The sequence below is a fragment of the Clostridium sp. Marseille-P2415 genome, from assembly GCF_900155545.1.
Classification (GTDB): domain Bacteria; phylum Bacillota; class Clostridia; order Lachnospirales; family Lachnospiraceae; genus Lacrimispora.
Window position 1 is genome coordinate 981,413 of sequence record NZ_LT732526.1, and the last position, 20,899, is coordinate 1,002,311.

Genomic DNA, 20,899 nt, shown 5'->3' on the forward strand with positions numbered 1-20,899 from the left:
GGGGCTGTCGCACTAGTTGATTAAAATCAGCTGGTGCCCAGCTCTTTTGAGTGCTTTTAGAGTTCATTTTTATTCTGGATTTACGAACAAAGAAAAATAGCAGACAACTACTATACCTCTGATTGTTCAGCGGCTTTTAGTTGTCTGCTATTTAAGGTTTTTTAAATTTATGCGCTTTCTTTAAGGTTAAACAGATGTGTTCCTGTACATTCTCTTTGGATCTTATGGTGCAGCTTATTCACGTTGTGAGCCATTGCAAGAAGAACGCTTTCCGCAAGTACATTGTTTTTCCCTCTGCATAGATAGCGATGGAAATTCATATCTGTTTTCACATCAGCAAATGAACCCTCAGCCTGGATGCTTCTGTTCATTCGAAGCTGACAGCCTTCATCAGAGAGAATACGTTCCAGATCTTCTGCTCGTTTTTGTTGGAACACCTTTGATACTTCAAGCCGTTTTACTCGTTCTTCAAAAGGTATCTTACTGTTGTTTCCTTTGATACATTCCCTTTTGTACGGACAATCATAGCAGTCCTCACAGGTATAGATGTTTTTTCTGATTACATAACCCGTTTTGCTTTTCCCTTGTTTCGTACCTGTTAAAACAAGTTTTTTCCCGGCTTTGCAGGTATAGCAGTCGTTTTCTGTGTTATATTCCATGTTTTCTCTGCGGCTTATATCTGTTTTATATTTTCGCGTCTTGGAAATCTCATAGTTTGCAGGCTTGATGAATGAAACCTGTTCATTTTCTTCAATATATAGGTAATTCTCCTCGCTTTCATATCCAGAGTCCGCTACGATGTTTTTATATTTGAAATTTAAATGTTCTTCCATATCTTTCAGAAATGGGATCAGTGTTGTGGTATCTGTTGGCTGTGGCCCGATCGTAAGCCATGTGATGTATTCCGAATCCACACCATGCTGAAGGTTATAGCCTGGCTTCAGCTGTCCATTCAGCATCGCATCTTCTTTCATTCGCATAAAGGTTGCATCTGGATCCGTTTTTGAATAACTATTACGACTACCGCATTGGTAGATTTTCTTTGTGTATTCTTTCAGCTTATCCAGATATTCTTCTAGTCGCTCAATTGAGCGCTGCAACTGTGTTTTACGTTTTCCGATTCCATGGACGAATTCAATTCCTTCTTCGGCTTTGATCTTATAAAGTTTTTTGCGGAGTTTCTTTACATGATGCAGTTGAACTTGATTATGGTACACAACTTTAATACCGTATTCTTCTTCACATTCTTCTACAAAAGCTGCAAGTTTTTCTAACAGTTTTGCGAGATTTTTAGTCACTGATTTTTTCCAGACAAACGTGTACTTATTCGCACAGGCTTCAATCTTGGTACCGTCAATAAAGATATCCTTTCCGGAGATTTCACCAAGTTCAAACAGCAGGACAGACATTTGAGCTAACATTTTCTTTGAACAGGAAGAAAAATGGAGTGAACGGAATCTGGCAATGGTGGCATGATCCGGAGCTTTGGAATCCTCTAATAAGAACATGAAATTAATGTCACGATGACAGGCTCTTTCAATATCTCTTGCAGAATAGATGCGGTTCATGTAAGCATACAGCATAATCTTCAGCATCTGTCTTGGCGTTGCAGTATTTTTCCGAATTCGGGAATAAGTCGAATATAACTCTGAAATATCCATCTCCTCTACAACCTGACTTAGCAAACGCACAGAATCATTATCTGGGATTATACAATCGATATTTAATGGTAGTTTTAATTGATAAAAATCTTGAACCATAGTATAATCTTTTTGTAGAATTTTATTTAGTAGCATAAATATATTTTACACCAAGAGCCGGGCTTTACAAAGCCCGGCTCTTAAATTTTTGCAAGCAAAGAGGCTGCGCACTAATTACTTAGTGCGACAGCCCCTTTATTTACGTGGGCAACGAGCCAAACGAACATGTTTACATGTTCACTTGGCGGCTGCCGCGATAACCGGAAGAAACTCGCAGAGCGTGTTTCTTCCGGTTTTGCTTGAATTTTTTGGCATTTCCTTTTATAATAGCTAGAAAGGAAAGGAGGCGTCAGGTTGGCAAAACAAAAGGTACAGCAGCCGTTAAAACGGGCTGCCCACCCAAAAAAGAGCAAAAAGATCATCCGGTACCGGCGGCCTCTGAATATTAATGTTGGCATGATTATCTTTGCGCTGATCTTTGTTTATATGGTGTTCAGTGTATCCGTATATATCCGCAGGGATAAAGTACAGTTTTATGAGGTGCAGGAGGGCAGCATTGTTGACAACAAGGATTACACAGGAATAATCCTTCGTCAGGAGGAAGTAAAGAATGCAGACCGTTCCGGCTATGTCAATTACTATGTAAGGGAAGGCAAGCGGGCTTCCATTGGCACCCGGGTCTATTCCATAGACGAAACAGGAAGCATCACTTCTTTTCTGGCAGAAAATTCAGAGGAAAATATCACATTGACTCCGGAGAATCTTTCGGAACTAAAAAAACAGCTGACCGCATTCAGCCTTACTTATGACAATAACCAGTTTCGGACTGTTTATGATACCAAATATGCCTTAGAGGCTGAGGTTATGGAATACATGAATTTTAACGCCTTGGACAATCTTGGGGGTCTGATGGATCAGGCCGGCGTAAATTTTGAACAGGTAACAGCGGATCAGGCCGGCATTGTCTCCTATGGAGTGGATTCCTATGAGGGACTGCAGCCGTCGGCAATTTCAGAAGCCGTGTTTGACCGCAGTAAATATACGAAGACCATAACAAAATCTGGAAAACTGATTGAAAAGGGCGCACCTGTCTATAAGGTCATCACTTCTGATCTGTGGTCCCTGGTGTTTCCCATCACAGAAGGAGATGGGAAGGCTTATGGAGATCAATCCAGCCTTACCGTGGAATTTTCCGGTTTAAATTTAAGAGCTACCGGCAGCTTCTCCGTATTTACCGGAACAGACGGAAAGACGTTTGGAAAATTGGATTTTGACAAATACATGGTCCAGTTTGCTTCTGAGCGTTATGTTGATTTTGAAATTGTTTCTGACCGTACGGAGGGATTAAAGATTCCTGTGACATCCGTGACAAAAAAGGATTTTTATCTGGTGCCTGTGGATTACATGACTCAGGGCGGTGACAGTACGACAACAGGCTTCAATAAAGAGGTATATTCGGAATCCGGAACCTCCGTTGTTTTTGTTCCGACAGAGATTTATTATTCCGAGGGAGATAATTATTATGTTGAAATGGGGGCAGAGGATGGATTTAAAGCCGGGGATTATATCATAAAACCCAACTCTGCGGAACGTTATCAAATCGGGGCAAGCGCTTCCCTTCAGGGAGTGTATAACATAAACAAGGGATATGCTGTTTTTAAACAGATTGATGTGCTGGCGTCCAATGATGAATACTATACGGTAAAAAAGAATATGACCTACGGCCTGGCTGTATACGACCATATCGTCCTGAATGCAGCGTCGGTCAATGAAGGGGAATTAATTTATAAATAAGAGGTGATTGACTTGGTAAGGGAAAATCTGGAGGAAGTAAACAATCGGATTTTAGCCGCCTGCAGGAGGGCCGGAAGGAATCCGCAGGAAGTAACTTTGGTAGCGGTCAGCAAGACAAAGCCGGCTGCCATGATAACAGAGGCATATACTGCTGGAATCCGGGATTTTGGCGAGAATAAGGTACAGGAACTTTGTGAGAAACAGAAGGCTCTTCCGGATGATATCCGGTGGCACATGATCGGTCATCTGCAGCGCAATAAGGTAAAGCAGGTCATTGGTAAGGCAGTGTTGATCCACAGTGTGGACTCCGTCCGCCTGGCAGAACAGATCGAGGAGGAAGCAGCCAAAAGAAATCTGAATGTGGACATCCTCCTGGAGGTTAATGTAGCAGAAGAAGAAAGCAAATTTGGATTCAAGCTGGATGAGACAGAACGTGCGATCCGCGAAATCGCCAGGTTTCCACATGTTAGGATAAAAGGCCTTATGACTATTGCACCTTTTGTAGAAAATTCTGAAGAAAATCGCCCCATTTTTAAAAAATTAAAGAAATTTTATGTTGACATGCAATGCAAAAACATTGATAATGTTAATATGATAATGCTCTCAATGGGTATGACCGGAGACTATGAAATTGCAATAGAAGAAGGTGCTACTCTGGTGAGGGTCGGTACCGGAATTTTCGGTACAAGATATTATAAAAACACTTAATGCATGCAGGCGCAGCAAAGCAGGGCCTGCCCCGTATGGATCGGGCATGAATTTAGTGAGAATATATGCCTGGATACGCAGCGAGGTCTTTTCGTGCTTCGTGTCCATGGTATAAGATTGGAGAGAATGAAGTATGAGCATTTTAGGCAAACTGATGGATAGCATGCGCTTGAATGATACAGATGAAGATGACGATTACTATTTGGATGATGATTATGATGATGGGAATGTTAAACCTGCAAAGCGGCCCCTTTTTTCCAAGAAAACAGAGGAGGATTACTACGATGAAGAAGAGGAGTATGAACAGAAGCCTCGTTTCCTGTCCCGTTCTCCCAAGGTAGTTCCCATGAAACAGTCGCGTACGATGGAAGTATCCATGGTAAAACCCACCTCCATTGAAGATGCAAAGGAGATTTGCGATCACATGCTGGCTGGGAAGGCCGTTGTCCTTAATATGGAGGGGATCCATACGGAAGTGGCCCAGCGGATCATTGATTTTACTTCGGGTGCTACATACTCCATGAACGGTAATTTGCAGAAGATATCAAACTACATATTCATAGCCACGCCGGAATCGGTAGAATTGTCCGGTGATTTTCAGGACTTATTAAATAGCGGAAGCTTGGATATGGGCGGGATGAATTTACGCCTTTAGCAGATTTTCCCATAAAGGAATAATGGATTTTTTGATTGGTACAAGCAGACAATTTTCCATATCCCAGACTTCTCCAATGCATTGCAGTACAGGAGGCTGAAAGGAAGGTTGTTTGCTTTCTTCCATAATAGAGGAAAATAAATGATACGATGGAGGAGGGCATCATGGGAGATAGAATTCCGGTACACAGGAATGGTACCTTTATTTATGACATTGTTATGGAATCAACGTTTCAAGGACTGACAGCGGAGTTCAAAAAACTGGAATCAGACGGGCGGAAGGTCTGCATTGTCACGGATTCAAACGTGGCACCTCTTTATCTTGATGAAGTGGAAAAACTCGTTTCTTCCTGCTGCAAAAAGACGGAACATTTTATCTTTCCTGCCGGGGAAGAAAATAAAAATCTGGATACGGTCCGGGATTTATACGAAACATTGATCTTAAAGCAGTTTGACCGCCACGATTTCCTTCTGGCCTTGGGAGGAGGAGTTGTTGGAGATTTGTGCGGTTTTGCAGCCGCCACCTATCTGCGCGGAATTTCCTTTATCCAGGTACCTACCACCCTGCTGTCCCAGGTTGATTCCAGCATTGGCGGAAAAACCGGTGTTGATTTTGATGCCTACAAAAATATGGTAGGGGCTTTCCATATGCCAAAGCTGGTTTATACGAATATTGCAGCTTTAAAAACTCTGTCAGAGGAACAGTTTTCTTCCGGTATGGGAGAGGTTATCAAGCATGGATTGATAAGGGACTCCTCTTATTATAAGTGGCTCATGGAGCACGCTTATGAGATCCGGAACAGAGATTTGTCTGTTCTGGGAGAAATGGTGCGCATAAGCAACCAGATCAAGCGTGATGTGGTAGAAAAGGATCCTACGGAGCAGGGAGAACGTGCTCTTTTAAATTTGGGTCATACCCTGGGACATGCCATAGAAAAGCTTTCCAATTTTGGCCTGCTGCACGGTCACTGCGTAGGGCTTGGCTGCATTGGGGCTATGGCGATCTCCGTAAAAAGGGGAATGATAGAGGAAGGAGAGCTTCCACGGCTTTTAGCGGTTATGAAGCAGTTTGGGATGCCTGTTATGGTGAAGGGACTTACTGCCAAGGATATTATAAAAACGACGAAAAGCGATAAAAAGATGGATTCCGGTACGATCCGGTTTATCCTGTTAGAACAGATTGGGAAAGCCTGTGTTGACAAGAAGGTCACGGAAGATGAGATGGTTTTAGGGCTTTGCCATATTTTAGCATAAGGAGATTTTCATGAATCAGAAAACAAAATTAACCCTTGGGATTATCATCGGCTTTTTTCTTGCCATAGTTTTGGATCAGTGGACCAAGCTTCTGGCAGTAAAGCATCTCATGAATCAGCCTCCCTACGCAATCTGGGCTGGGGTATTTGAGTTATTTTATTCCGAGAACCGCGGTGCGGCCTTTGGAATGCTTCAGGGAAAACTGGTATTTTTCCTGCTGGTTGCGCTTGTAGTTCTATCCGGAGCGGTTTATGCGGTAATTCGCATGCCTGCAAACAGAAAATATCTGCCTCTGCACCTGATAGCCATGTTTTTGTCCGCCGGAGCGGTAGGAAATATGATTGACCGCTTTACCCGCGGCTATGTCGTGGATTTTTTGTATTTTAAGCTGATCGATTTTCCGATTTTCAATGTGGCTGACTGTTATGTTACAGTTTCCATGTTCCTTTTCATGCTTCTGTTCCTGTTTTATTATAAGGAAGAGGATTTATCCTGCCTTTCCCTCCCTAAAAAGGAGGAACCGGGTTGAAACAACAGTTTGTAGTGTCGGCAGAAGAAGCCGGAGTACGCATTGACCGGTATTTATCCGAACGGTGCGGAGAAATTTCCCGTTCTTATCTTCAGAAGCTTATGAAGGAGCAGATGGTATTGGTAGACGATAATCCGGTAAAAAGCAATTATAAGGTAAATGCCGGAGACCGGATCGAGCTTTCCATACCGGAAGCAACCGAGCCTGAAATTGTACCGGAGGAAATGGTTTTGGACATTTTATATGAGGACAAGGATATTATCCTCATCAATAAACCAAAAGGGATGGTCGTTCATCCGGCCGCCGGTCATTACAGCGGAACTCTGGTCAACGGACTCATGGCTCACTGCCGTGATGATTTGTCAGGGATTAACGGTATCATGCGTCCGGGAATCGTTCACAGAATCGATATGGATACCACCGGGGTACTCATTGTATGCAAGAATGACATGTCCCACAATTCTATTGCACAACAGCTTAAAGAACATACCATCACCCGGAAGTACTATGCGGTCGTTCATGGTATACTGAAAGAAGACGAAGGTACCATTCATGCCCCTATCGGCCGGCACCCAATAGACCGCAAAAAGATGAGCATCAACGAAAAGAACGGAAGAGAGGCCATCACCCATTACCGGGTTCTGGAACGTTTCCGGCAGTTCACCTATGTGGAATGCCAGCTTGAGACGGGGCGTACCCACCAGATCCGCGTCCATATGGCAAGCATCGGACATCCTCTTTTGGGGGATGCTGTCTATGGCCCTGCCAAGTGTCCGTTCCGGCTGGAGGGGCAGACGCTTCACGCCGGTGTGCTGGGGATCATTCATCCCAGAAGCGGAAAATATATGGAGTTTACAGCACCGCTTCCGGAATATTTTGAAGATTTATTAAGAAAATTACGTACCACTTAGGTGATATCCTGAGTGGTCTTTTATTTGAAGAAATTGTTAAATTTAAATAAAAATGTGGATTTTTCTGAAATTTCAGTGTATAATGTAACTATAAGATATCTGGAAGGAGTGATCGATATGAGCGGAAATTTAGTAATTGCAATAGGAAGGCAATGCGGAAGTTCTGGAAAGATCATCGGACAAAAGTTAGCAGAAGAATTAGGCATTAAGTGCTATGATAAAGAATTGCTGGCACTGGCTGCTAAAAACAGCGGGTTATGTGAAGAACTGTTTCAGACCCATGATGAAAAGCCGACCAACAGCTTTTTGTATTCCCTGGTGATGGACACCTATTCTATGGGCTTTACCACCTCCGGTTATATGGATATGCCGATTAATCACAAGATATTTCTGGCACAGTTTGATACCATCAAGCAGCTTGCAGATGAGGAATCCTGCGTGATTGTGGGAAGGTGTGCCGACTATGCACTTGCTGACTATCCAAACCTTGTATCCGTGTTTATTACGGCCAGTGACGATGACAGGATTCATTCCTTAAAAGAACTCTATCATATTGACGATGCAAAAGCCAAAGACCTTATGATCAAGACAGATAAAAAGCGTTCCGGCTATTATAATTATTATTCCAATAAGAAATGGGGAGATGTAAGCAGCTACGATTTATGCATTAACCGAAGTGCGGTAGGCGTGGAGGGAGCAGTTAAGATGATCCGCAGTTTTACTGACGCGAAGATGGAGTGGAGTAAGGGGAGCCATTGATGGATGATTTTGAAAAAAGCATGCGTGTTCTCAAGGAGCTGTTTGGACGGGATTATCAGTTCACCCTGGCCACGTCAGAAAATAATATACCTTCTCTCCGGGTTGTGGATACTTATTTTGATGACGGTAATTTTTATATGGTGACTTACGGCGATTCCCGGAAAGTCAGAGAGATCGAAAGCAATGAGCATGTGGCTCTTTGTAAGAATCTTTATCGTTTTCAAGGCATTGCTCACAAGATCGGACATCCACTGAGACCGGAAAATAAAGAAATCAGGGAAAAGCTGATCAAAGCCTTTGAATCCTGGTATTTTAAACATAATGATGAGAATTCCGAAAAAATGTGTTATGTCAAGATTGACCTGGTAAATGGATTCTTTTATAAAGACGGAACTGGCTATCAGGTGGATTTTGCAGAAGAGAAAGCAAGGTTATTTCCTTTTGAAACCGATATTATTTTCATAGAATAAGAAAACGTATTCCACACTTCTCCCCCCTATCCCCTCGTTCTAGAGGTGGAATTTAGGGGGGATTTTTTGCTGAAATGGCTCTCAATGAAGCCCCTTACTTTCGGAGAAAAACTGGATAAACCCGTTTTGTGGGATGGAACAGATACGGACGATGTTATTTTGAAACATATAAAAAACCCTACAGAACCTTAAGCTGCAAGGACTGTAGGGACGGTCGAAATTGACCAAAGTGTTTAGATTTAACGAACACTAATTTTTTTGCCACGCTTGATGGTGCCATTACTATTCCATTCTGTGTATACGTATGGGCTGCCGTCAGTAGTTCCATTTTCAGTAAAGTTATAAGTGACACCATTGTAGGTATATGGACCAGTTACCATTTTCAGGGAATTAGAGTCAAAATAGTAGACATTGCCATTGATTTTCATAATTCCTCCCTGAAGGTCGCCTGTGTCAGATGCGTAATACCAGGTATTGTCCCTTTGAATCCACCCGGTACGCATAAGTTGGTCATCACCAAAGAAGAACCAATGATTTTTGTAATTGACCCAGTTGTTCGTACAGTAATCGCCAGATCCCCATTGGTACTTTACTCCCTGAGAAGTACTCACAAATCCTGCAGCATATGATGACATAGCACTGCCTATGGTTAAAGCCATAGATAATGCTGTAACTGCAAAAACACTTTTTCTCATAGATATTCATCTCCTTATAATTGCTGATATGACTAGAGTATATACCTTGGAGCTGTTCCGGGTCAACAAAGTTTATATATTCGTAAAGATAAGTAAATTATTTGTAAATACATGACATTAAAAATTTATAATATTAAGAAAACTGTAAATCCTAATAGTCATTACATTTTTCCCGTATACTGAGCGGTACGTACATGCGGAGTGAGAGGCCGGCCAGCCAATCGGTGGCTGGCCTCCTATCCGGCAGACCTGCTGTCAGCCAATCAGATCACTCCACCGTTACAGACTTAGCCAGATTCCTGGGCTGATCCACATCCAGATTCTTCCCCACGGAAGCATAATAAGCAATGAGCTGCAGCACGACCGCGATCGGGAATACCGTAAAACGGTCACCGACTTCCGGAATGCTGATCCGGACGTCTGCCACGCCGTCTAAAGCCCCGGCATTTTCCTTTGTCAGTAAAATCACAAATGCACCTCTTGCTTTCACTTCCCTGATATTTGAAATGGTTTTTGAATAAACCTTCTCCTGTGTTGCAATGGCGATGACAGGAACCTGATCCGTGATCAGGGCAATGGTACCGTGTTTTAATTCCCCCGCGGCATAGGCTTCCGCATGAATATAGGAAATCTCTTTTAATTTCAAAGCCCCTTCCAAAGAAAAGGCGTAATCCAGGCCGCGTCCGATGAAAAAGGCATCCGGCTTGTTGATCAAATGTGTGACCAAAGCCTTCACAGAATCTTTTTGTTCAATCATGGCTTCCATAGCAGGAATGGCATCAAGCAGTTTCTTCATGAAATCTTTCGCATCATCCCGGCTGTAATTTCCCCGGACCAGGGCCATCCGGCAGCATACCATGTAAAGAGCAGCCAGCTGGACGGAGTAGGCTTTGGTGCTGGCAACAGCGATTTCCGGGCCTGCGTGGGTATAAAGAACATAATCGCTTTCCCTTGCAATGGTGGAACCCTTAACGTTGACCACTGACAGGGTGGCAGCTCCGTAGTTTTTCGCCAGCCGCAAAGCTGCCAGGGTGTCAATGGTTTCTCCTGACTGGGATATGATGATGACTAGGGTCTTATCATCAATGAGCGGTTCCTCATAGCGGAATTCGGAAGCAATGGAAACCGTGACCGGGATCCTTATAAGGGGTTCCATAAGAGCCCTGGCCACCATACCGGCATGCATGGCTGTACCGCAGGCTACGATATGAACCTGGCCGCAGTGTTCCAGCACCGCATCCGGAATCTGGTCATCAGTAAAATCCGGAAGACCTTTCACCAGACGCGGAAGTATGGTGTTTTTAAGCGCTTCCGGCTGTTCATGGATTTCCTTCAGCATAAAATGCGGAAATCCGTTTTTCATGGCTGCATCCATGTTCCAGTTTACTTCCATTAACTCCGGGGCGGTCTCCTGTTGGTGAAGGTCATACAGATGGACCTTATAGGAGGTAAGCTTCACGATATGATCCTCCGGAACCACAAAATACCGTCTGGTAAAAGGGATGAGGGCCGTTAAGTCCGAAGCCACAAAAGAACCGGAGCGGGTATAAGCCGCCACCAGAGGGCTGACATTTCGGATTGCGTAGATCTCTCCGGGATGATCTTCAAACATCATACAGAAGCTGTAAGAGCCCTCTAAATAAGCAACTAACTTCGCGATCGCTTCCACCGGGTCCCCCTGATAAATACTTTCTAAAACCCATGCCGCGACCTCGCTGTCGGTTTCAGAGCGAAGTTTTCCTTCCAGATGAAAATCCTTGGTCAGCTGATGATAATTTTCTATAATGCCGTTATGGACCAGTGTGACCCGTCCTGCCTGGTGGGGATGGGTGTTCTGAGTCGTTACGCCTCCGTGGGTTGCCCATCTGGTGTGCCCCAGACCGCAATGGGATACCTCGGTGATTTCTTTGCATCCTTCTTTTAAATTAGAGACCTTTCCTGTGTGCCTGACCAGGCGGATATGGGAGTTTTCCATACACAGAGCAACGCCTGCGCTGTCATAGCCCCGGTATTCCAGCTGGGATAATCCATCAAGCAATATTTTCTTAGAGTCCAAAGGTCCGGTATATCCAATAATTCCACACATATTTCACAATCTCCTTAAATTTTCATTTTATGTCTGCACCCGTTCTTAAAAATGGCAAACAAAAAACACGCTGTCTGGCATCAAATTTTAAAAACGGCAGCTTTTCTTTCTCATCATTTTCTGTTGTATGTCTCCGGTTCCAACGCGTTTGTTTTGCAGTTACCCGCATATTTCGCGCAGGATACACGCCCGGAGGGGCATGGAAGGGCATCCGCCGAAAATTCGATAACCCTTCACCTCGTTAACCTTTGATACCATTTTTCCAGGGAAAAATGTTCACGATCGTATCAACAGGTGCATGGCGCTTAGCTTTGCTATTATAATTTATGCCTCCTTCATAAATTTAGTTTATTATAGCTCCTGTTTGTTTGTGCGTCAATACCATGATTTACATCCATTTTACGAAAAGTTCCTTTTTCATTTTACATCCATTCCTTAAAATGAACTTAGGATATGCGGAAAGGAACAGGAACCTATGGCAAGCTTGTCTTTCGTGAATGTATGCAAAACCTACAAAAACGGCCAGACCGTTGTAAAAGATTTTAATCTTGACATCAAAGACCGGGAGTTTTTGATCCTGGTAGGCCCATCCGGATGCGGGAAGTCCACCACACTGCGCATGATAGCAGGGCTGGAAGACATTTCTTCCGGCGAGTTATGGATAGACGGACAGCTTATGAATATGACAAGTCCGCAGAGCAGGGATTTATCCATGGTATTTCAGTCTTATGCTCTTTATCCTCATCTGTCGGTCTACCAGAACATGGCTTTCGGCTTAAAAGTACATAAGATCCAGAAGGAAGAAATAGACCGGAGAGTCGGTTGTGCAGCGGAAATTCTTCATATCAGCCATCTGCTTGACCGGAAGCCTTATGCGTTATCAGGAGGGCAGAAGCAGAGAGTTGCCATTGGAAGCGTCATTGTCCGTCAGCCGAAAGCCTATCTGATGGATGAACCTTTGTCCAATCTGGATGCAAAGCTGCGGACCCAGATGCGTGTTGAGCTTGCCAAAATCCACAGGGAACTGGGAGCGACCATCATTTACGTCACCCATGACCAGGTAGAAGCAATGACACTTGGTACGAGGATCGTGGTCATGGACAGCGGGGTAATTCAGCAGGCTGCGGCTCCAAATGATCTCTATCAGAATCCCGTCAATAAGTTTGTGGCAGGCTTTATCGGTTCTCCGCCCATGAACTTCATACCTGTCTGGGTAGAACGGAAAGAGGAGCGGATCTGTCTGGAATTTAGTAAAAACAGGCTCTTTGTCAATGGCGTATGCGCAAACCGTCTGGTGGAGGGCGGTTATGTGGGAAGGCGTGTTTACCTGGGGATACGGCCGGAAGATTTCCGGGAAGCGGGACCGCAGGAACAGAAGCTTCTTATAAATGTGGATATGAAAGAGGTATTGGGGGCTGAAATATTTCTTCATGGCCGGATCGGAAGAGCAGAGGTGTGTGTACGGTTAAAACCCAATGTTAAGGCAGAAAGCGGTGAGAGTATACCGGTTTATGCGGATATGGACCGGATTAAACTGTTCGATATGGATACGGAACAAAATATTTTATATGTTTAAGGAGCATTCTTATGAACATAAAAGCAATTGTGAAGAAAGCAGGGCCTTATGTCTACATTGTCCCCGCTATGGCAATATTTTCGGTATTCCTGTTTTTCCCGTTTTTCAAAACCATATATTTAAGTCTCTATAAAACAAATAAGATGGGACAGGCCAAGGTTTTTGCAGGCCTTATGAACTATACGGACCTTTTGAAGTCCCCGTCCTTTTTTAACAGTCTGATGGTGACCGCAGTATTTGTCCTTATTGTAGTGTCTGTAAGCATGCTTTTGGGACTCGTTGCTGCTGTTCTCTGCAGCAAAACTTTTCCGGGAATCCGGATCTTCAGTACTGCTTACGCTCTTCCGATGGCCATTGCTTCCAGCTCTGCGGCCATGATATTTAAAATCATGCTTCATCCTTCCATTGGAATCGTGAATAAGGTCCTGGGATTAAATATCAACTGGATCAGTGATCCCAAATATGCACTGGTCTGTGTCGCCCTGTTAACCGCCTGGTTAAACAGCGGAATCAATTTTCTTTATTTCAGCGCCGGGCTCAGCAACATTGATGAAACCATTTATGAAAGGGCTTCTGTGGATGGAGCAAATGCCGTTCAGAAATTTTTCCGCCTGACACTTCCGGGCTTAAGCCCTATCATGTTTTACACCCTGGTAGTCAATATCATTCAGGCATTCCAGTCCTTTGGCCAGGTTAAGGTTTTAACTCTGGGCGGACCCGGGGAATCTACAAATTTGATCGTATACTCCATTTACCGGGATGCTTTTTTTAATTACCGTTTCGGAAGCGCAGCCGCCCAATCCGTACTGTTATTTATCATTATCATGATTCTGACCTTATGCATGTTCCGAATGGAAAAGAAGGGGGTAAGCTATTGATGGAATCCATGATCACCGCTGCAGCCAGGGATATGAACCGGGATGAGCTGGAAAAACTGAAACAGTCCGCCAATCAGAAAGCCATTTTTCGAAGAAGGGCGGGGAAGTTTTTACTGGTGATTATAAATCTGGCCATGTCCGTTTTTATTCTGCTTCCGCTTTTGTATGCGGCCAGCATTGCATTCATGCCCTCCAGTGAGCTGTTCACAACAGAGATGAACTTAATACCCGGGAATCCGACCCTTGAGAATTTCCGTCAGGCAATGGTTAAAATCCCCCTGGACCGGTTCATCGTCAATTCCTTTTTCGTGGCTGGCTGTATCACTTTTGGGCAGATCATATCCTGTTCCCTGGCGGCATTTTCTTTCTCCTTTTTGAATTTTAAGGGAAAGAATCTTCTGTTTATGGTTGTCATGGCCACCATGATGATTCCGGGAGAAGCCACCATAATCTCAAATTATTTAACCGTAAGCGGTTTCAAGTGGCTTGACAGCTATAAGGTATTAATCATCCCTTATCTTACCTCAGCCATGGGTATTTTTCTCTTCCGGCAGTTTTATAAATCTTTTCCTATTTCCTTGTATGAATCGGCAAAGATTGACGGCTGTTCCAACTTAAGATTTATTTATGGCATCCTGATCCCTCTTACCAAATCCGCAATCGGAGCCATGGCGGTTTACACCTTTATTAATGCCTGGAACATGTATATGTGGCCTCTGCTTGTTACCGGCTCCGACCGCATGAGAACGGTTCAGATCGGAATCGGCATGTTAGACAGCGTGGACTCCCAGTCCATCTCCATGATGATCGCGGGCGTTGTCATGATCATCATCCCATCCATCTCTGTTTTCATCGCCGGACAGAGACAGTTGATCCGGGGAATGTTCTCAGGAGCAGTCAAAGGCTGACCTGAACCGAACTTCTTTATAAAAAATAAAATTTGGAGGAAAGAAAATGAGAAAAAGAGCACTTGCCATGAGTATGGCGGTCATAATGGCAGCAGGAGTGCTGTCCGGCTGCGCCAGCCAGACGGGGACAGAAACCGGTAAAGCGGGTTCGCCAGCCGAAGAAACACAGACAACTGCAGCCCAGCCAGCTGAAACTGCCGGCAGCCCGGAGGGTACCACCATAACCTTCTGGCATTCCATGGGAGGCGTTAACGGAGAAGCTATCGATACACTTGTAGATAAATTTAATAAGGAAAACACTTCCGGAATTACCGTAGAAGCCCAGTACCAGGGCAGCTATGACGATGCCATCAACAAGCTGAAAAGTGCTAAAATCGGCAGCATGGGCGCCGATCTGGTACAGATTTATGACATCGGCACCCGTTTCATGATCGATTCCGGCTGGGTCATTCCCATGCAGGAGCTGATTGATGCGGATAGCTGGGATTTAAGCCAGGTTGAGCCAAATATTGCAGCTTACTACACCGTAAATGGTACTTTGTATTCCATGCCTTTTAATTCTTCTACACCGATCCTTTACTATAACAAGGACATTTTCGATAAGGCAGGCATTACGGAAATTCCTGACAGCCTTCCGGGGATCGGAGAGATCGGCGATGACCTTATAAATAAAGGCGGAGCGGGAGAAGTGATTTCTCTGGGAATTTATGGCTGGTTCTTTGAACAGTTCGCCTGCAAGCAGCAGGCACAGTATGTTGATAACGGGAATGGAAGAGAATCGGCTGCAACGGCTGTGGATTTTGATAAAAGCGGAGCCGGTGTAAAGACTTTAACAGCTTGGAAGGAATTATCGGATAAAGGATATGCCCCCAATGTCGGGAGGGGCGGCGATGCGGGCCTTGCTGATTTCAGTGCGGGCAAAGCAGCCATGACTCTGGGGTCAACTGCTTCCTTAAAGCAGATATTAAATGATGTGAACGGTAAATTTGAAGTGGGAACCGCATATTTTCCAAAAGTAAGCGATGATGATAAGGGCGGCGTTTCCATTGGCGGAGGTTCCCTGTGGGCATTAAACAATGAGGATCCGGCAAAGCAGCAGGCTGTATGGGAATTTGTAAAATTCCTGGTTTCCCCGGAAAGTCAGGCCTACTGGAATTCCCAGACCGGTTATTTTCCTGTTACGGCTGCCGCTCACGATGAAACCGTATTCAAAGACAATATTGCGAAATACCCTCAGTTCAAAACAGCCATTGACCAGCTTCATGACTCTGCACCTGAGTCTGCAGGAGCACTTTTAAGCGTATTCCCTGAGGCAAGACAGATTGTAGAGACAGAGATTGAAAATATGATAAACAACAACGGAACCCCGGAAGATGCAGTTGCCAGGATGGCAGAAAGCATCAATAAGTCCATTGAAGATTATAATCTGATTAACAATTAGAGGAAGTTCAGAAAGGGGGCTTGGGCCATCTGGCCCCAAGCCTTAACACATGATGGAATACCTTGCAGAGCAGGAGATTGGAGCCATTATTACCAATTATCCTGATATTGCAAAAGAAATTATAGATAAGAAAGGAAGATCATATGATACGATTAGTCGCATCTGACATGGATGGAACTCTTTTAAACCGGTGCGGAAAGATATCCCACTTAAATATTGCCGCTATTGAGGCCCTGAAGCGGAAAAACATCGATTTTGTAGTCTGTACGGGCAGAAGCTTTGCAGATGCTTCCGCTCCCTTAAAGGAAGCCGGAATTTCCTGTGACATCATCTGCATGAACGGAGCTGCCGTTTTTGACAGCAGCGGAAGCCGGCTGCGAAAACAGCCGCTGTTAAACAGCCAGGTAAAACGCATTCTCAGCATTTGCCGTCCGTTTTCGGTTCTTTATGATTTTATGACAGAAGACGGAAGCTATACCACCTCCAGCCTGGAAGACTTCCGGAAAAGTTTTGAAGATAAGATTTTTCTCCCTATGGTTTCTGAAGAACATACCTTTGAGACCATTGCAGAGCGGTTTCATTTTACTTCGGAGGAAGCGCTTCTTGGCTCCTCACCGGATATCTATAAGATGTCTGTTGTTCATGAAAACCCGGAAGTCTTAAAACAGCTTCGTTTTTTACTGGAAAAAGAGGAAGGGCTTTCCGTTGCTTCATCGGCTTCCTCCAATCTGGAACTGACTCATATGAGGGCACAAAAGGGATCTGCCCTTTTGGAATATGCGGTAAACGCTAAAATCCGTCCAAGGGAAATACTTGCCATAGGTGACAGTGAAAACGATCTTTCCATGCTTGGCCTCCCTCTGGGATATACCATTGCCATGGGAAATGCTTCGGAAGTGATCAAGCGCAGTGCACGCCTCATAACCAGAAGCAATGATGAGGATGGAGTTGCTGTTGCCATAGAAGCCCTGATCCTTTCTGATGCAGCCGCAGCCAATTGATTCTTTCACCAATCTTAATAAACTATTAATTCTTTTTCTCTGTATTTTGGCCCCGGATTGTGCTATAGTTCTATTCTAGAAAATATTACAGGAACGATAGCAGATGAAGTTAAAAAGAACGGTCAGAGTACAGATATTAGCTGCCATGCTTATGGCTCTTTTGGGTGCGTGTCTCTGCGCATATTCCCAATCTTACCTTTCATCCTACGATAAACTTAAGATCATGCCGGCAGTAAAAACCATTTCCTCCGCAGAAGCCAAAGCAGAGGAGCTCCCTGAGGAAACGGCGGAAGCAGAAGAAACGCCGGCCCCCTTTGTTCCTTCTCTTACCGCATTCAATCTTGCATTTCTTTATGGAGAAGGGGACAGCCAGGAAAAAAGCCTGGGAGCAGAGGCAGCAGAAGCCCTTTCCCTAAAGGATTCGGATTGGCTGGCTTCTATTTACCAGCTGGCAAATGAGAGCCCTGAAAGGGTTGCTTTAAGCCTTGGAATGCCCGCAGGCTCATTCAAAGGGCTTTCCTTTAACAAGATCGATATCACCTTTTATGATGAAAAGGGAAAGCAGATTTCCCCACAGTCCAATATTCAGGAAATCATGGCTATGGCCAATACATATTTTTATTATACCGCACCGGAAGACTACGATGCTTTTTTAAGTTACGCTGACAAGCTGTGGGAAAGCTCTCACAGCTTCCAATATTCCATCAGCGATGTCTACGGCTGCGGCGGTTCCTTAGAAGAGGATCCGGCCGGTGCCCAACCGGAACAGCCGGCCACACCGGCACAGGCAGAAAAGACGGAGGTTCCGGAAGCGTCTGCCGCTTTGGAGTCCTCCGCAGACAATGCCGATGCTGCCGGTGAAGCTCAAAAAGACGAAGGTACAGAAGCTGCGAAGGAAATTGGCCCCGGCATTGCACTTAGGGAAGCTGCGGCAGCAGAATCTGAAACCGAAGCTCCGGCAGAAACAGAAGCTTCTTTGCCTTCCGTCTGTCCCGGACACGTGGATCTTCATGTGAAAGCGGTGATCGCCGGGCTGTCGGATCCGAAGAAAGGCTTATTTGCCCTTGATGCCATTGGGAATGAAACGAAGGAAACAGGCAGCTGGCAGGGCTGGACGGAAGAAAACAAAACCTATGCTTCCAATCTGGCAAAACAGGACTGGTCAGAACTTTACGGCTTAACCCTTTCCCCTTCGTTTATTACGAGCCCTCTTTCTTATGATGAAATTGACAGTTATATGAGCCGCCTTCCTGAAAATATTTCAGAAGACCGGAGAAAACTGATCTATTATGCGTTATCCTCCGTAGGCAGAGTTCCCTATTACTGGGGCGGAAAACCGGCATCTGCGGGCTATGAGAAAAACCATTTCGGGTCCCTGGTATCACCGGATGAAAAGGGCCGTTCCATGAAGGGCTTAGACTGCTCCGGCTGGATCAGCTGGGTATACTGGTCCGCTCTCAATAAACGCTTATCCTGTGAGAGTACGGGAGGACTGGTTTCCTGCGGATCCGCTACCCAGAGAGACGGCTTACAGCCAGGTGATATCATCATAAAAACGGGAGAGGAAGCACATGTGGTTATGTTTCTCTGCTGGGAGAGCAGCGGAAATATGACAGTGATACACGAGTCCAGCGCATTGGCCAATAATGTTACGATTTCGACAATGGATGCGAACTGGCCATATTACAGAAAGCTGATTGACTGATAAAATTAAGAGAAAAGCAAGAAATCACGGTCCGGTTTCTGATAGAATAGATAGGATCTGCCAAAGAAAATATTGGAAAGGATTGATTATTCGGTCATGGATTATGAGGATGAATTAGACCGCATGCGGGCCCGCAAAAGGCGGGAAGGGAGTAGTAAAGCGCGGAGCGCGGACAGAAAGCATCCGGCAGAAAAAAAGCACCCGGAGCAGACGGTGAGAGGGGACAGGACCTATTATAGTGCAGGTGACGGAAGGAATCCGCGTGTCCGTTATAACGGGCCGCAAAGCGGCGCAAAACATAAGGCGGATAAAAAACGGAAGCACAAACACAAGCAGCGCGTGATACTTACAGAGCTTACAATTTTGGCTCTGGTACTGTTGGCAGGTTTTTTTCTGTTTAAACAGCGCACCCACCAGAAAGGATATTGGACCATTGCAGTTTTTGGCGTAGATTCCAGAGACGGGAATCTGGAAAAGGGAACCCTGTCCGATGTGGAAATGATCTGCAACATCGATAAGGCTACCGGCGAGATAAAACTGGTATCGGTTTTCAGGGATACATATTTAAAGATTAACAGTGAAGGAACCTATCACAAGATTAACGAGGCATATTTTAAAGGCGGTCATAAACAGGCACTTGATGCATTAAATGAGAATCTGGATCTTAGCATTGACGATTATGCCACATTTAACTGGAAGGCCGTTGCTGATGTCATAAATATTTTAGGCGGGATTGATTTGGAAATTACGGATTCAGAATTCGCCTATATCAACGGTTTTATCACTGAAACCGTTAAATCCACCGGAATCGGCTCCTATCAGTTGAAAAGCGCAGGGATGAACCATTTAGATGGGGTACAAGCTGTAGCCTATGCCAGGCTTCGTCTCATGGATACGGATTTTAACCGGACAGAACGCCAGCGCAAGGTGGTGAATCTCGCTATGGAGAAAGCGAAAAAGGCTGATTTTGCTACACTTAGCACTTTGGTTTCTACCGTATTTCCACAGATATCCACCAGCATCGGCATGAATGATGTTCTATCCATAGCAAAAGGAATCAGCAAATACCACATAGGAGAAACGGCCGGTTTTCCATTTTCACGTACTACGATGAAGATCGGCAGAATGGATTGTGTCATCGCCACCACATTAGAGAGCAATGTCAGCCAGCTCCATCAGTTCCTTTATAATCAGGCTGATTACTCTCCGTCTTCAGCTGTAAAGAAGATCAGCGGCAAGATTTCTCAGGAAAGCGGCATCACAGAGCCCGGAAAGAATGCTTCCACCGGCGGAAGTTCAGGCAGCAAGAAAAAGGAAACTTCTTCTGCTCCAAAAGAGACTCCACCCGTACAAACAGAGCATTCTGCTGAGGCAGATGCAGAAGAAACGACTGCAGAAACCATGAGAGAGGTGGTTCCGGAGACAACCGAACAGGAGAGTACGGAAGCTCCTACCAATGATGATGGAAGTCTGGTTGGACCAGGTGCCAATATGGAAGAGACAAAAGAAACACAGGAAGAAAAAGATAAGAAAAAGGGAAAAGATAAAGAAAAGGAAACAAAACCGGAAAAGGAAGTTAAAGAAAGTCGGGAAAGTCGGGAAAGTCCGGAAGAACAGACCGGGACGGAAACCGGCGGAGAAATTGGTCCGGGCGTACAATAACATACGGTATCAATGCATTTGAGAAAGCATTTGAAGTTAAAGGGGAAAGGCTTTACTGAAAACGGCGGCAGCTCTTAATAATTAATATATTGGTTTTATCCGCTTTGAGATAATTTCATCTTAAAGCGGATAATATAAAGGGGAAGAGAGCGGAAGGGACCAGGGAAA

The 20,899-nt window shown here is 44.7% G+C and carries 18 protein-coding genes; 15 read left to right on the top strand and 3 right to left on the bottom strand.

Annotated elements, in window-relative coordinates; genetic code table 11:
• Window positions 1-167: 167 nt before the first annotated feature.
• The gene (locus tag BQ9856_RS09540; protein WP_077610819.1) at window positions 168-1,796 is read right to left on the bottom strand and encodes an IS1182 family transposase; all 1,629 of its coding nucleotides are present in this window, start codon (window positions 1,794-1,796) and stop codon (window positions 168-170) included.
• A gap of 258 nt (window positions 1,797-2,054) precedes the next feature.
• On the opposite strand from BQ9856_RS09540, the gene BQ9856_RS09545 reads away from it, so the two are divergent.
• The 8 genes from BQ9856_RS09545 (at window position 2,055) to BQ9856_RS09580 (ending at window position 8,779) form a co-directional block, all read left to right on the top strand.
• Complete coding sequence (locus tag BQ9856_RS09545; RefSeq protein WP_077610820.1) at window positions 2,055-3,494, top strand: HlyD family efflux transporter periplasmic adaptor subunit; 1,440 nt, start codon at window positions 2,055-2,057, stop codon at window positions 3,492-3,494.
• A gap of 12 nt (window positions 3,495-3,506) precedes the next feature.
• Window positions 3,507-4,202 (top strand): YggS family pyridoxal phosphate-dependent enzyme, encoded by a 696-nt coding sequence (locus BQ9856_RS09550; RefSeq protein WP_077610821.1) that lies wholly within the window; start codon window positions 3,507-3,509, stop codon window positions 4,200-4,202.
• Between the two features lie 133 nt (window positions 4,203-4,335).
• Complete coding sequence (locus tag BQ9856_RS09555; RefSeq protein ID WP_077610822.1) at window positions 4,336-4,857, top strand: cell division protein SepF; 522 nt, start codon at window positions 4,336-4,338, stop codon at window positions 4,855-4,857.
• Window positions 4,858-5,021: 164 nt separating this feature from the next.
• Window positions 5,022-6,110, top strand: coding sequence for a 3-dehydroquinate synthase (gene aroB / locus BQ9856_RS09560; RefSeq protein ID WP_077610823.1), 1,089 nt, complete (start codon window positions 5,022-5,024; stop codon window positions 6,108-6,110).
• A 10-nt stretch (window positions 6,111-6,120) separates the two neighbouring features.
• Window positions 6,121-6,639, top strand: a complete 519-nt coding sequence (gene lspA, locus BQ9856_RS09565; RefSeq protein WP_077610824.1) for a signal peptidase II — start codon at window positions 6,121-6,123, stop codon at window positions 6,637-6,639.
• Entirely contained in the window at window positions 6,636-7,550 is a 915-nt protein-coding gene (locus tag BQ9856_RS09570) for an RluA family pseudouridine synthase (RefSeq protein WP_077610825.1), read from the top strand. The genes lspA and BQ9856_RS09570 overlap by 4 nt, the downstream gene beginning before the upstream one ends.
• A 117-nt stretch (window positions 7,551-7,667) precedes the next feature.
• Window positions 7,668-8,309 carry a cytidylate kinase-like family protein gene (locus BQ9856_RS09575; protein ID WP_077613321.1) on the top strand — a complete coding sequence of 214 codons (642 nt, stop codon included), beginning with the start codon at window positions 7,668-7,670 and terminating at the stop codon, window positions 8,307-8,309.
• The gene (locus tag BQ9856_RS09580) at window positions 8,309-8,779 is read left to right on the top strand and encodes a pyridoxamine 5'-phosphate oxidase family protein (RefSeq protein ID WP_077610826.1); all 471 of its coding nucleotides are present in this window, start codon (window positions 8,309-8,311) and stop codon (window positions 8,777-8,779) included. Before BQ9856_RS09575 ends, BQ9856_RS09580 begins: the two co-directional genes overlap by 1 nt.
• Before the next feature lie 239 nt (window positions 8,780-9,018).
• On the opposite strand, the gene BQ9856_RS09585 is transcribed toward BQ9856_RS09580, so the two are convergent.
• The gene (locus BQ9856_RS09585) at window positions 9,019-9,474 is read right to left on the bottom strand and encodes a hypothetical protein (RefSeq protein WP_077610827.1); all 456 of its coding nucleotides are present in this window, start codon (window positions 9,472-9,474) and stop codon (window positions 9,019-9,021) included.
• A 268-nt stretch (window positions 9,475-9,742) separates the two neighbouring features.
• Entirely contained in the window at window positions 9,743-11,560 is a 1,818-nt protein-coding gene (glmS, locus tag BQ9856_RS09590) for a glutamine--fructose-6-phosphate transaminase (isomerizing) (protein ID WP_077610828.1), read from the bottom strand.
• Window positions 11,561-12,035: 475 nt separating this feature from the next.
• On the opposite strand from glmS, the gene BQ9856_RS09600 reads away from it, so the two are divergent.
• The 7 genes from BQ9856_RS09600 (at window position 12,036) to BQ9856_RS09630 (ending at window position 20,731) form a co-directional block, all read left to right on the top strand.
• A complete protein-coding gene (locus tag BQ9856_RS09600; RefSeq protein WP_077610830.1) occupies window positions 12,036-13,136 on the top strand; it encodes an ABC transporter ATP-binding protein in 1,101 nt (366 codons plus the stop codon).
• 11 nt (window positions 13,137-13,147) lie between these two features.
• The gene (locus BQ9856_RS09605) at window positions 13,148-14,014 is read left to right on the top strand and encodes a carbohydrate ABC transporter permease (protein WP_077610831.1); all 867 of its coding nucleotides are present in this window, start codon (window positions 13,148-13,150) and stop codon (window positions 14,012-14,014) included.
• A gap of 134 nt (window positions 14,015-14,148) precedes the next feature.
• On the top strand, window positions 14,149-14,922 hold the full coding sequence (locus BQ9856_RS09610; protein WP_442855581.1) for a carbohydrate ABC transporter permease: 774 nt from the start codon (window positions 14,149-14,151) through the stop codon (window positions 14,920-14,922).
• A gap of 46 nt (window positions 14,923-14,968) precedes the next feature.
• Window positions 14,969-16,363: an ABC transporter substrate-binding protein gene (locus BQ9856_RS09615; protein ID WP_077610833.1), complete on the top strand. Its 1,395-nt coding sequence runs from the start codon at window positions 14,969-14,971 to the stop codon at window positions 16,361-16,363.
• 143 nt (window positions 16,364-16,506) lie between these two features.
• Entirely contained in the window at window positions 16,507-17,364 is an 858-nt protein-coding gene (locus tag BQ9856_RS09620; RefSeq protein WP_077610834.1) for a Cof-type HAD-IIB family hydrolase, read from the top strand.
• A gap of 103 nt (window positions 17,365-17,467) precedes the next feature.
• Entirely contained in the window at window positions 17,468-19,069 is a 1,602-nt protein-coding gene (locus BQ9856_RS09625; RefSeq protein ID WP_077610835.1) for an NlpC/P60 family protein, read from the top strand.
• A 96-nt stretch (window positions 19,070-19,165) separates the two neighbouring features.
• Window positions 19,166-20,731 (top strand): LCP family protein, encoded by a 1,566-nt coding sequence (locus BQ9856_RS09630; protein WP_077613322.1) that lies wholly within the window; start codon window positions 19,166-19,168, stop codon window positions 20,729-20,731.
• The last annotated feature ends 168 nt before the right edge of the window (window positions 20,732-20,899 follow it).